We start from the raw sequence: 12,129 nt of genomic DNA on the forward strand, positions 1-12,129 counted from the left end.
GCGGACGGGGCTAGATTGATCTCGTACGCACTGGATTCGATGGAGGACAAAGCGGATGCGCAAGGAAAAGCTGGACGTTCCGGCCGCCGACGGGACCGCGGACGCGTACCTGGCCGTGCCGGACGGCGGGCCGCATCCCGGGGTGCTGCTCTTCCCGGACGCGTTCGGGCTGCGGCCGCGGATCGAGGAGATGGCCGACCGCATCGCCGAGGCGGGCTACGCCGTGCTGGCCCCGAACCTGCTCTACCGCGGCGGCCGGGCGCCGCTGGTGGACTTCGCCGCGCTGGAAGACCCGGAGAAGCGCGGCGAGGTCTTCGGCAAGCTGATGCCGATGATCGAGGCCCTCGACACCGACGCGATCACCCGCGACGCGGAGAAGTACCTCGATTGGTTCGCCGCGCAGGACGGCGTCGCGCAGGGGCCGGTCGTGATCACCGGCTACTGCATGGGCGGCCTGAACGCGCTGCGCGTGATCGAGGCGTTCCCGGACCGGGTCAAGGCGATCGCGTCGTTCCACGGCGGACGCCTCGTCACCGACCAGTCGGACAGCCCGCACCTGCGGGTCGGCTCGATCGCCGGCGAGGTGTACTTCGGGCACGCCGACCAGGACCCGTCGATCACCGCCGAGCAGATCAAGACGCTGGAGCAGGCGCTCGACGAGGCCGGGGTGACCTACCGGTCGGAGGTCTACGAGGGCGCGTCGCACGGGTTCACGATGTCGGACACGGCGGCCTACCACGAAGAGGGCGAGAAGCGGCACTGGGACAACCTGTTCGCGCTGCTGGAGCGGGTGCGCTGAACCGCGGAACGGCGGGGCCCGGCACGCAGGACGCGCTCGCGGCCGGGCCCTGCGCGCGGAATCGGCGGCGGCCCCTTACGCTGGCCGCATGGCCGATGGTGCGCTGTGCCGCGAACCGGTGGAGCTGACCGGGCGCGAGCGCTCGGTCCTGCGGAGCGTCGCGGTCCGCGGGACGGAGCCCGAGCTGTTCTGCGAGCTGGAGGCCGGGCACGGCCACGAGCACGCGACCCCGGTCGGCGGACGCGGCGAGGAGCCGCCGATGTGGCTGCGCTGGTGGCCCGGCCGCCGCGTGCTGGAGACCCGCGCGCTCTGCGGCGCGGAGTCCGACGAGGGCGTTTTCTGCCGGGTTCCCGGCGGGCACGAGGGCGGCCACAGCTACGAGCTGGCCGCGCCGGAGGAGGCCGGGCCGCTGGCCGACGCGGGGCTGCCGGCCGGCCGCCGGTAAAGTCGCTCGACATGCGCGAAGGCTTCCACGACGACCTGAAACAGCTCGACGGGCGTCTGGCGGCGATGGCCGGGGCGGCGGCCGAGGCGATGCGCCGGGCCACCCGGGCGCTGCTGACCGCGGACCTGCCGCTGGCCGAGCAGGTGCTCAGCGGCGACGCGGACCTCGACGACCAGCGCGCCGCCTGCGAGGACGAGGCCTATTCGCTGCTCGCGCTGCAAGCCCCGGTGGCCGGCGACCTGCGGGCCGTGCTGGCCGCGGTGTACTGCGCGGAGAAGCTCGAGCGGATGGGCGACCTGGCCGCGCACATCGCGGGCACCGCGCGGCGCGGCCACCCGGAACCGACCGTGCCGCCCGACCTGGAGCCGGTGTTCGCCGAACTCGGCGAGGTCACCTCCGCGATGGCGGAACGGCTCGCGGACCTCGTGCACGGCGAGGCCCGCGGCGGCTATGCCGAACTGAGCCGCGCCGACGAGCGGGTGGACGAGCTGCACGCGCGCGTGATGGCGACGGTGACCGCGCCGGATTGGACGCAGGACCAGCGGATCGCGGTCGCGGTGAGCCTGCTTACGCGTTTTTACGAGCGTTTCGCCGACCAGGCGGTGTCGGTCGCGAAGCGCCTGGAGTTCGCCGCGACGGGCGATCTCCCGGGCTGACCTCCGGCGGCGGCCCGGCCGGGGCTTGATTCGACGGGCGCGGCGGCGAACCCGCGGTGCGGCCGTGCGGCGGACCTGCCGGACGCGGCTGCGGCGAGCGCGCCGGACGGACCGGCGGCTGGTTGCCGCCGCGAGCCGCTGGCGGCGCGGGCGGACGGCCCGGGTGCGGCGGGGCAGCGGCAGTGCGGGGCTGGGGCATCGGCTGCGAGCTTTGCCGTCGGGGTCCGGAGGTGCCTGCCGCACCGGTCTGGCGCGCGACGGCGCGGGTGGGCTGCGAGTTCTGCCGCCCCGGCAAGGAGGCGTCCGCCGCGCCGGGCCGGGGCAGGGGTTGCGAATTCTGCCGCCGGGGCGCACCGCTCGCGTCGGGTCCGCCAGCCGGGCGGACGCGCCGGGTGGGCTGAGCTGGCGCTTCGGGCGGACCGACGCGGCGAGCACGCGGGGGAGCGGCTCCGTCCCGAACGTCCGGCCGAGGCGCGGCGTCCTGCTCCGAGGAAGCGTCGCGGGCACTGCGCGGCGACGCACCTTCCGGGACCACGCCCAGCAGCCCGAACGGCACCTTCCCGGCGAACCGCTCCACGAGCCCGGTGGCCGGAGCCAGCGCGTACCGCTGCGACAGCAACGCCATCCCGGCCCCGAGCGCGAGCCCGATCAGCACGTCATGCGGATAGTGCGCCCCCACGAACACCCGCGAGAAACCCATCGTCGCGGCGAAGGCGGCGAGCCACGGCGCGCCCTTGCGCCAGGCGAAGGCCCCGCCGAGCGCGACCGCGGCCGCGATCGTCGAGTGGTTGCTGGGAAACGACCAGTCGCCCGGCGGCGGGCAGGCGCCGACGATCGCCTCCGGCGGCAGCCCCCGGCACGGCCGCTGCTCGTGCACGAAGGCTTTCACGATCTCGCTGAGCACGTAAGCGACCACCGTCGCCGCCGGGACCAGCAGCGCCGCCGCCATCCGTTCGGACGAGCCGGTCGCGCGCGCCCGCCACCAGAGCCAGACGAAGAACGGGGCCACGAGGACCAGGCCGTACTGCGTGTACGCCAGCACGATCGACTGCACCCAGCCGGGCATCGCGAGCCCGAAATGGGTGATCGCGTCGTACGTCTCGCTGCTGGAAGCTCCGGCCGCGGTCGCCATACAACCCCTCTCCGGCCCGCCGGTTCGCCTGGCGGCCATCTCGCGTTCACCCGAAGGTCACGAGGGTACCGAGCGGCGGAGAGGAGTACGCGACGCCCCGTGAGTCCGCGGGGACTCTCCGGGGCGGGTCAGGAGTCGGTGGTGTGCTTGCAGGTGACCGGCTTGCCGGGACCGGGAGCGCTCGCCTTGGCGAGTTCCTTGGTCTTGTCCAGCAGGATCCGGCAGCGCAGCGTCGCGGCGGTCGAGGGCGTCGCGGTGACCGAGGCGTCCTGTCCGGCGCTGACCACCACGTCCTGTTTCCACGGCAGCCCGAGCGGGCCGGTGAGCTGGTGCGGCGCGACCTTGTTCTCGTAGCGGTTGCCGGATTCGCCGTAGGTGACGCCGGTGGCCGTGGTCTGCTGGTCGGAGGTGACCTCGTAGGTGATCGCCCACGACTTGCCGGTCGGGTTGGAGCACGCGGCGAGGCCGGCGAGCGCCGCGGCGGCGCAGGTAGCGGAGAGTGCTTTCTTGATCACGCGGAGACTGTATCGGAGCTCTTGTTCCGCAGCCCGGCGAGGAACGTCCGGGCGGCCGGTTCCTCCCGCGCGGCCTGGGCGAGGATGCCGAACTGCAGCATGGTGACCACGAGCGAGGTCCCGCCCGCGGACACCAGCGGCAGCGTCACGCCGGTCACCGGCAGCGCGCCGGCGACGTAGCCGATGTTGATCAGCGCCTGCGCCACCAGCAGCAAAGTGGTCGTCCCGGCGACCAGCCGCACCCACGGGTCGGCGACCCGCGACGCGGTCCGCAAGCCGATCACCGCGAGATAGCCGAAGAGTCCCAGCACGACGAGGCAGCCGGCGAACCCGAGTTCCTCGCCGACGAGCGCGAACACGAAATCGTTCTGGACGTCGGGCAGATAGCTCCATTTCGCCGCTCCGCGGCCGAGTCCGACGCCGAACCAGCCGCCGTCGGCGAGGGCGTATTGCGCCTGCTGTGCCTGGTAACCGCTGCCGCTCGCGTCGGGATTCGGCGAAAGAAAAGAAAGGATGCGGGCGAGCCGGTAACTGGCGAAAAGGGCGAGTACGACGATTCCGGCGACACCTCCGGCGAGAATCGCAGCGAACAAGCGCTTCGGCGCGCCGGCGAACCACAGCAAGCCCAAGGTGATCAAGGCGAGTGTGACGGTGCCGCTGAGGTTCGGCTGGGCCAGCAGCAGGGCGCACAACGCGAGCGTCACCGGGATCAGCGGCACCAGCAGATGCCGCCAATGGTGCAGCACTTTCCGCTTCGACACCAGCAGATGCGCGCCCCAGAACACCAGCGCGACCTTCGCGATTTCCACAGGCTGCAAGGTGATCGGCCCGGCCGACAGCCAGCGTTGCGCGCCGCCGTGGTCGGAACCCAGCGGGGTCAGCACCAGAAGCAGCAGCACGACCGCGGCGGCGAGCGCCGGGGTAGCGGCCTTGCGCAGCCGGGAAAACGGGATCCGCAGGCCGAGCACGAAAGCGACCGCGCCGAGGGCGACGAACATCAGATGCCGGAAAAAGGCTTGGTACACCCCGGTTCCGGCGGCCGGGTCGGCCGCTGCGGCCGAGGACGACAGCGCCATCACCGCGCCGAGCAGCGTCAGCAACGCCCAAATCGCGACGATGATCCGGAACGACGCGAGCGGATGCGCGAAAAACTGTCCGATTGCGTGCCGGGCGGGTTTGCTGTCCGGCTCGGTTGGCGACTCCACAACGACAGAGTGTGTGCTGTTTTCGCTTCGGGGTGGCTGACCGACTCGCCCGGGTGGCGGAAATTACCGCCCGGATTCCTGATTGGCCTCGTCGACCTCGGCCATGTGCTCTTCCGCCCACGTCCGCAACACCGCGAGCGCGGATTCCAGCGACGCGCCCAGCGCGGTGAGCCGGTAATGCACCCGGGGCGGCACGGTGTCCTCGACCCGGCGCGTGACGAGACCGTCTCGGACGAGGCTCTGCAGCGTCACCGAGAGCATCTTCTGCGAAACCCCGGGAATGCGGCGGCGGAGGTCGGCGAAGCGCACCTCGTCCGGCGCGGCCTCGGCGAGGATCTTGACCGTCATCGAGGTCCACTTCGTCCCGATCCGGTCGAGCAGCCGCCGCGTCGGGCAGGCCGGGTCGAACAGATCGCCGCGGGCGGAGGAGGTCACCTCGGGCTCACCACCTGTCGGGAAAGTGCCGTCTTGGCGGCACCGCTGCGGTTACCTACCGTGTGTTGGTAACCAATGGTAACCACAGGAGGTCCGATGGACGCGGTGCGGCAGGTCGAAGCGAACGGGGTCCGGCTCAACGTCGCGGTCGCCGGGAGCGGTCCCGCGCTGGTGTTGCTGCACGGCTTCCCGCACACCTGGCAGCTCTGGAGCGAAGTCATCCCGGCCCTTGCCGAGCGGTACCGGGTGCTCGCGCCGGATCTTCGCGGGCTGGGCGCGAGCAGCCGGCCGGAGAACGGGTTCGACGCCGGGACAGTCGCCGCCGACGTCGCGGCGCTGCTCGACGCGATGGGGGAGCCGGACGCCGACGTCGTGGCGATCGACCTCGCCGTTTCCGGGGCTCTGCTGCTGGCGTTGCGGCAGCCGGAGCGGGTGCGCCGGCTGGTGCTGATGGAGTCGCTGCCCTGGGGTTTCCCGGCCAGCCCGCCGTGGTGGTTCGGTTTCCACGCGGTGCCGGGACTGGCCGAGACTGTCCTGAATGGACACGAGGCGGAGTACGTGGGGTGGTTCCTCGACCAGGGCACGCTCGGCCGCGGCGTTCCGGCGGACCTCCAAGCGGCGTTCGCCGAGGCGTACACCGGCGCCGAAGCGCTCCGCTGCGCCTTCGAGTACTACCGGGCAATGCCGGAAAGCGTCCGGCAGCTGACCGAAGCGGCGGAGAAGCGGCTGACCGTCCCGACGCTCGCGATCGGCGGGAATCCCGTCGGCGACGCGCTGGAGCGGCAACTGCGCCTGATCGCCGACGACCTCACCGCCCACGTGCTGCCGGACTGCGGGCACCTGATCCCGCTGGACCGTCCGCGCGAGCTCCTCGATTTGCTGCTGCCGTTCCTGTCGCGGGAGATACTGGCCGGGTGTCGTTGACGTCCGAGCTGGCCGACCCGCGAGGGAAACTCGCGCGCTGGTGCACTCGCGTGTTCACCGGCACCGCCGCGGCTGCGCGCCGAGTCGAGGAGGCGACGAACGGGGTGCGCCCGGTCCGCCCTGCGCTCGCGCGCCCGCCCCGGCAGCACTGGGCCGAGATCGGCGGCGCGTTCGGCCAGCGGGTCGCGGACCTCGTGCAGGCCGCGCCGCCGTACTACGCGCTGCTCGGCATGGTCCGGGCGCAGTGGGGCAGCGGTCCGTGGGCGCACGCGCAGGCCGCCGCGTACCCGACGCACGACGAGCTTCCGGCGGAGTACCGGGCGCGGGCGCTCGGCATCCGTCCTGCGGCGGCGACCTGGCTGGACCTCGGCGACGGACTGCCGGACGGCGGGGCGCTGCCGGGCGCCGAGGAGCTGTGGGGCGAACTGCTGGCACGCGCGCGCCGCTACCAGGCACGGCATGCGCCGCCCGGCGTGCTTGGCGGACCGGGCGCGGAGGCCGGACTGGCGCGGACTAACTGGGTGCTGTCGGCGTGCGAGGACATCTACCGCTCCGGGCGCATCGACCCCCGGCTCGCCCGGGTCGTCGACGGCGGCGGCACGATCGCCGACCTGCGCGCCCTGCCGTCCGACGCTCAGGTGACCGAGCTGGCGGAACTCGCGAAACGCCTGCACGACAACGGTGCGCTGTGGGAACTGCGCCGGCTCGGCGGCGCCCAGCCGGAGGGTTATCCGCTCGGGATCGCCGGGCCGACCGTCGTTCCCGGCTGGGCGGACGGCGACCTCGTGCTCGGGAAACTCGATCCGGAAGCCGGGATCGCCGCCGGGACGCTGCTGGACGTGAAGACCGTGCTGACCGTCGGCGACCCGGACCGGGCCGGGCGCTGGCTGTGGCAGATCCTGCTGTACGCCTGGCTCGACGTCGCCGACCTGTACCGGATCCGGGACGTCGGGCTGCTGCTCGGGCGGCACGGCAAGCTGGTCTGCTGGCCGGTCGACGAGCTGGCCGCGGAGCTGCTCGGCGGGGACGGCCTGGTCGATCACCGCCGCGACGAGTTCAGGGACATGGCACGCGGGCTGCTCGATTCGGCCGGGCTGAGCTTGGCCGACGGCTGAACCGCGGGCTTCTTCGCCGCGCCGCGCCCGGCGAAACACACCGCGCCGAGCACGATCGCGCAGCCGACGAGCTGCAGCGCCCCCGGCCGTTCGCTCAGCAGCAGGAACCCGAAGGCGACCGCGCCGACCGGCTGCAGCAGCATCATCGTCGCGCCGGTCGAGGCCGCCAGCCGCGGCAGCGCCCCGGCGATCAGCAGCCAGCCGACGACCTGCCCGACGATCGCCAGCGCGGCGAACCAGCCGAGCGAGGGCAGGCTCGGCGTCAGGTCGAGGCGGCCGAACGGCAGTCCGAGCGCGACCGACACGAAGCCCGCCGACACGGTGGCCAGCGACAGCGAACGAACCTGCGTCGCGGGGCTGCTGCTGAGCCGGAGCAGCAGCAGGTACGCCGAGTAGCCCGCCCCGGCGGCGAGCGCGAAAACCAAGCCGAGCACCGGATTCGACCCGGTCGCCGACGAGCCGAACACGCCGCCGGCCAGCACGATGCCGCCGATCAGCGTCGGCGCGACGAACGTGAACCGCGGGTCCGGCCGCTCCTTGAGGAAGACGAACGCGAGCAGCGGCACGATCACCACCTGCACCGAAAGCAGCATGGTGGCCACGCCCGCGCCGACGCGCGGAATCGCCTCGCCCCACAGGACGAAGTCGAGACCCAGCCCGAGGCCGGCCAGCAGCGGCAGCAGGATCTTGGCGCGCACGCGGGTCCGCCGCGCCTCGCTGAACGCCAGGATCGCCAGCAGCGGCAGCGCGAGGGCGCAGCGCCAGAACGCGCTGGTCGCCCCGCTGGCCCCGGAAACCTTGATGAGCACCGAGGTCAGCGCGATGCAGAGGCAGCCGGCCGCGGCCAGCAGCCGGGGGTCGGCGCGGCCGGTGAGCGCGGCGATCGGACCGGCGGTCGGCAACGGAGCGGATGCGGTGGTCATGCCTTCTATCGTGGGGGCGCTAACTATCAAGGACAAGTGAATGTTCCTGCGGAGAATTCGGTAGCATAACTACTGTGTTCAGTGTCGATCGGATGCGTGCCCTGCACGCGGTGGCGCAGCACGGCTCGGTTGCCCGCGCGGCGGCCGCGCTGCACGTCACGCCGTCCGGGGTGTCGCAGCAGCTGGCGAAACTGGAACGGGAAGCGGGCCAGGCGCTGCTGGAACCGCGCGGCCGGACCGTGCGGCTCACGCGGGCCGGGCAGGTGCTGGCCGGGCATGCCGAACGCGTGCTGGCCCAGCTGGCCGAAGCGCGCACGGATCTCGAACGGCTGCGCGAGGACGTCTTCGGGCCGTTGCGGATCGGGTCGATCGCGACGTGCGTGCACGCGCTGCTGCCGCCCGCGCTCGCCACGCTGACCGAACAGCATCCGCGGCTGGACGTGACGCTGGGCGAAGGGGAAGCCGAGCAGACGCTGCCGAAGGTGCTCGCCGGGGACCTCGACGTCGCGGTGTTCGAAAGCTGGGCGGACCGGCCGACGGTGGTGCCGCCGGGAATCACCCAGGTCACGCTGTTCTCCGACGTCGCCGATCTCGCGCTGCCCGCCGGGCACCGGCTCGCGCACCGGCGCACAGTCGATCTTTCCGAAGTGGACGACGTGCCCTGGATCGGCTGGACCGGGCGGTCCGGCTGCTACGAATGGCTCGTGCACGTGCTCCGTTCGCAGGATCTGGAGCCGCGGATCAGCTGCACCATCGGGAGTTACGTGACGCAGCTGGCGCTCGTCGCCGGCAACGTCGGAGCCGCGCTGGTCCCGCGGCTGGCCCGCGGACCGATCCCGGACGGCGTCCGGATGCTCGCGACGCGGCCGGTGCTGAACCGCACGATCATCGCCGCGTGCCGGTCCGGCGAGGAGACGCACGGCGGCGTCCGGGCGGCGCTCGAGGCGCTCGGCGAAGCGTCGGCGGCTTATGTGAACCGCTGAATGTCGGCGCACGGCCGCCTTTTCCGGCCGGTTCGGCCCTAGAGTCGGAACCGACGAGCAGGGGAGGGCCGATGACTGCCGAGGATGTCTTGCGAGCCCGGATGTCCGCCGGGCAGGTGCACACGTCCGGCCCGCAGTACGAATCGGCGGCGACAGTGTGGAATGCCGCGGTCGTCGCGCGTCCGGCGGTGGTGGTGGAATGCCGGAGCACAGCGGACGTCCAAGCCTCGGTGCGTGCCTGCCGCGAATTGGGTTTGCCGTTGTCGGTGCGAAGCGGCGGCCACGACTGGGCCGGACGCGCGGTGGCGGACGGCGGGATCCTGCTCGATCTGCGGCCGCTGAACCGTGTCGCGGTCGACGCCGGGCGGCGTGCCGCGGTGGTCGGCGGCGGGGCGCGAGCCAACGATGTGCTTGCGGCGGCGGAAGCGCGCGGCCTGACCGCGGCGGTCGGCACGATCGGCACGGTCGGGTTCGCTGGGCTCGCGCTCGGCGGCGGATACGGTCCGTTTCTGGGGAAATACGGGCTCGCCGCGGACAATCTGCTCGGTGCGGAGATCGTGCTCGCGGACGGCGAGGTCGTGCTGGCCAACGCCTCGCGGCTGCCGGATCTGTGGTGGGCGTTGCGGGGCGGCGGCGGGAATTTCGGCGTGGTGACGTCTCTGGGAGTCCGGTTGCACGCGGCACCGCGGATCACGACCGGGCCGGTCTGGTACCCGGCGTCGGACACGGCGCGGGTTTTCGCCGCGGTAGCGGAGATCCAGACTGACGCGCCGGACGAACTGACCGTGCAGACCGGCGTGCTCGCCGGCGCCGACGGTTCGCTCTGCGCGCTGGTCTGGCCGACCTGGTGCGGCCCCGCGGATCCCGACGGCTTCCTGGCTCGCCTCGGAACGCCGCTCGCCTCCCAGATCGAGACGGTCCCGTCCTACGCGGCGGAGATCGCGCGCCGCGACGCGATGTTCCCGGACGGCCGGTCGGTCACCATCCGCACGCGGTCGCTCCCGGCGCTCACGGCGGAGATCGGATCGGTGCTGGCTTCGGCCGCGGAAGCCCGGACCTCGCCGTTGTCCGGACTCTCGATCCACCACTTCCACGGCGCGGCCTCGCGGGTGCCGGTGACGGATACGCCGTTTCCGCTGCGGGAGGACCATCTGATGGTCGAGGTGCTCGGACTGGGAGACGGCAACGACGACCGGGCCTGGGCGGATGCCACCGCGGCGGCGTTGGACCGGTACGCCTTGCCCGGCGCGTACGCGAACTTGCTGGGAACTGATGTCCCTTCGGCGGAGGTCTTCGGCCGCAACTCGGGCCGGCTGCGGGACGTCAAACACCGCTACGACCCGGACGGGGTTTTCCGCGCGATCCCGCTGGGCTGAGCGTTTCCGGCAACGGCCAGCGCCGGTCCGTGCGTCAGCCTGCGACCTGGCCTGGAGCGAAAATTCCCTGCGGTGACGGGATTCGCGGCGGGCGGACGCGGCTGCTAGGTTGTGGACGTGACAACAAAATCGATGCGGGCGGTGGTCCACGAAGGCGCGGCGGGGGTCGCCGGGGTGCGGGTCGCGGAGGTACCGGTGCCGCGACCTGGGCCGGGAGAAGTGCTGGTCCGGCTGAAGGCGGCCGGGCTGAACCACCGGGATCTGTTCATTGTGGACAGTCGCGGTCCGGCCGCCCCCTCGGTCGTCCTGGGCTCGGACGGAGCCGGAGTGGTCGTGGCGGCGGGAGCGGACGCTGCCGTCGTGGCCGGCGCCGAGGTGGTCGTCAACCCGTCTCTCGACTGGGCCGAACCGGACGCGGTGACGGAAGTTCCCGCCATTCTCGGAGTGCCGACGAACGGCACGCTGGCTGAATACGTCGTGGTCCCGGCGGGCAACGTCGTGCCGAAGCCCGAGCACCTGACCTGGACCGAAGCCGCGGCGCTCCCGTTGGCCGCGCTCACCGCATACCGCGCGCTGTTCACCCGAGGCGGACTGACCGCCGGGGAACACGTGCTGCTGCCGGGCATCGGCAGCGGGGTCGCGACCTTCGCCCTGGCGATGGCGAAAGCCGCGGGCGCGACGGTCAGCGTCACCTCGCGCAGTCCCGAAAAGCTGGCCAGGGCAACGGAACTGGGCGCCGACCGCGCGATCGGCAGCAGCGGCGACTGGGCCGCCGAACTCGGCGAACCGGTGGACCTGGTCGTCGACAGCATCGGCTCGGCGACGTTCGACGCGTGCCTTTCGGTGCTTCGCTCCGGCGGCCGGATGGTGACGCTCGGCGCGACCACCGGGCCGGATGTCGAGCTGTCCCTGCGCAATCTCTTCTTCCGGCAGATCAGCCTGCTAGGCACGTCCATGGGCAGCGCGCGGGAGTTCTCGCGGATGGTCGAACTGGTCGCCGAACACCGCTTGCGGCCGGTGGTGCACCACGTCTACGACCTGTTCGACGGGCCGCGCGCGCTGGTCGAACTGGCATCGGGGGACCAGTTCGGCAAGCTCGTGGTCGCGGTCGGCTGAGCCGGCCGGGCATTTTTGTCGGTGCCTTGTGGTGCACTGTGGGCACGAACCGAGGGAGGGGAACACCTGATGAGCAAGCGCTGGAATCCGGAGACGGTCGCGGCGCCGGTAGGCCGCTACAGCCATCTCGCGCAGATTCCCGCCGGCCAGGAACTGGTCGTCGTGGCCGGGCAGATCGGCGCACGACCGGACGGCACGCTCGCCGGGCCGGACGCGGAAGCGCAGACGCGCGAAGCCCTGGCGAACATCGAACGCGTGCTCGCCGCGGCGGGCGCCGGGCCGGAGCACCTGGTGAAGGTGTTCAGCATGGTCGCCGGCACCGAGCACCTGGCCGGGTTCCGCGCGGCGACCGGCGCCGTGTTCAGCCGGTGGTTTCCGGAGGGCGACTGGCCGACGCAGTCGCTGATTGTCGTGTCGGCTCTCGCCAAACCGGAGCTGGCCGTGGAAATCGAAGCGATGGCGGCGGTGCCGCGATGACCCTTTTCCCCGAACGGCAGGAAGTTCG

General features: G+C 72.4%; 14 protein-coding genes. 9 read left to right on the plus strand and 5 right to left on the minus strand.

All coding sequences use genetic code 11. The annotated features are described in order from the left end of the window. The first annotated feature begins 55 nt into the window (after positions 1 to 55). The 3 genes from L942_RS15705 to L942_RS15715 all read left to right on the plus strand — a co-directional run bounded on the left by L942_RS15705 (position 56) and on the right by L942_RS15715 (position 1,900). Positions 56 to 799, plus strand: coding sequence for a dienelactone hydrolase family protein (locus tag L942_RS15705; RefSeq protein ID WP_037360766.1), 744 nt, complete (start codon positions 56 to 58; stop codon positions 797 to 799). An 88-nt stretch (positions 800 to 887) separates the two neighbouring features. Beyond that, entirely contained in the window at positions 888 to 1,244 is a 357-nt protein-coding gene (locus tag L942_RS15710; protein WP_037360768.1) for a hypothetical protein, read from the plus strand. 11 nt (positions 1,245 to 1,255) lie between these two features. Continuing rightward, positions 1,256 to 1,900, plus strand: a complete 645-nt coding sequence (locus tag L942_RS15715; RefSeq protein WP_037360771.1) for a phosphate signaling complex PhoU family protein — start codon at positions 1,256 to 1,258, stop codon at positions 1,898 to 1,900. Here the strand turns inward: L942_RS15715 and L942_RS15720 are convergent. From L942_RS15720 to L942_RS15735, 4 genes are all read right to left on the minus strand, one after another. Further along, positions 1,812 to 3,032: a phosphatase PAP2 family protein gene (locus L942_RS15720; RefSeq protein WP_037360774.1), complete on the minus strand. Its 1,221-nt coding sequence runs from the start codon at positions 3,030 to 3,032 to the stop codon at positions 1,812 to 1,814. The two genes, L942_RS15715 and L942_RS15720, sit on opposite strands and share 89 nt — an antisense overlap. Before the next feature lie 128 nt (positions 3,033 to 3,160). After that, entirely contained in the window at positions 3,161 to 3,547 is a 387-nt protein-coding gene (locus L942_RS15725) for a hypothetical protein (RefSeq protein ID WP_037360776.1), read from the minus strand. Beyond that, positions 3,544 to 4,752 carry a putative lipid II flippase FtsW gene (gene ftsW / locus L942_RS15730; RefSeq protein WP_037360779.1) on the minus strand — a complete coding sequence of 403 codons (1,209 nt, stop codon included), beginning with the start codon at positions 4,750 to 4,752 and terminating at the stop codon, positions 3,544 to 3,546. The genes L942_RS15725 and ftsW overlap by 4 nt, the downstream gene beginning before the upstream one ends. Before the next feature lie 63 nt (positions 4,753 to 4,815). Further along, entirely contained in the window at positions 4,816 to 5,187 is a 372-nt protein-coding gene (locus L942_RS15735; protein WP_037360782.1) for a winged helix-turn-helix transcriptional regulator, read from the minus strand. 96 nt (positions 5,188 to 5,283) lie between these two features. Here L942_RS15735 and L942_RS15740 point away from each other — a divergent pair, with 96 nt between their 5' ends. Next, positions 5,284 to 6,111 (plus strand): alpha/beta fold hydrolase, encoded by an 828-nt coding sequence (locus L942_RS15740; RefSeq protein WP_106964908.1) that lies wholly within the window; start codon positions 5,284 to 5,286, stop codon positions 6,109 to 6,111. Then, positions 6,102 to 7,226 (plus strand): hypothetical protein, encoded by a 1,125-nt coding sequence (locus tag L942_RS15745; RefSeq protein WP_037360786.1) that lies wholly within the window; start codon positions 6,102 to 6,104, stop codon positions 7,224 to 7,226. The genes L942_RS15740 and L942_RS15745 overlap by 10 nt, the downstream gene beginning before the upstream one ends. Here L942_RS15745 and L942_RS15750 read toward each other — a convergent pair. Next, positions 7,151 to 8,149, minus strand: a complete 999-nt coding sequence (locus L942_RS15750) for a DMT family transporter (protein ID WP_051166007.1) — start codon at positions 8,147 to 8,149, stop codon at positions 7,151 to 7,153. The two genes, L942_RS15745 and L942_RS15750, sit on opposite strands and share 76 nt — an antisense overlap. Positions 8,150 to 8,241: 92 nt before the next feature. Here L942_RS15750 and L942_RS15755 point away from each other — a divergent pair, with 92 nt between their 5' ends. The 4 genes from L942_RS15755 to L942_RS15770 all read left to right on the plus strand — a co-directional run bounded on the left by L942_RS15755 (position 8,242) and on the right by L942_RS15770 (position 12,101). Next, complete coding sequence (locus L942_RS15755) at positions 8,242 to 9,132, plus strand: LysR substrate-binding domain-containing protein (protein ID WP_440201320.1); 891 nt, start codon at positions 8,242 to 8,244, stop codon at positions 9,130 to 9,132. A gap of 71 nt (positions 9,133 to 9,203) precedes the next feature. Beyond that, on the plus strand, positions 9,204 to 10,508 hold the full coding sequence (locus L942_RS15760) for an FAD-dependent oxidoreductase (RefSeq protein ID WP_037360789.1): 1,305 nt from the start codon (positions 9,204 to 9,206) through the stop codon (positions 10,506 to 10,508). 117 nt (positions 10,509 to 10,625) lie between these two features. Then, positions 10,626 to 11,624 (plus strand): zinc-binding dehydrogenase, encoded by a 999-nt coding sequence (locus L942_RS15765; RefSeq protein WP_235079157.1) that lies wholly within the window; start codon positions 10,626 to 10,628, stop codon positions 11,622 to 11,624. Positions 11,625 to 11,693: 69 nt separating this feature from the next. Further along, entirely contained in the window at positions 11,694 to 12,101 is a 408-nt protein-coding gene (locus tag L942_RS15770; protein ID WP_037360793.1) for a RidA family protein, read from the plus strand. Positions 12,102 to 12,129 lie beyond the last annotated feature (28 nt).

It is taken from the genome of Amycolatopsis orientalis DSM 43388 (genome assembly GCF_000411975.1).
In the GTDB taxonomy this organism is placed as follows: Bacteria; Actinomycetota; Actinomycetes; order Mycobacteriales; family Pseudonocardiaceae; genus Amycolatopsis; species Amycolatopsis orientalis_D.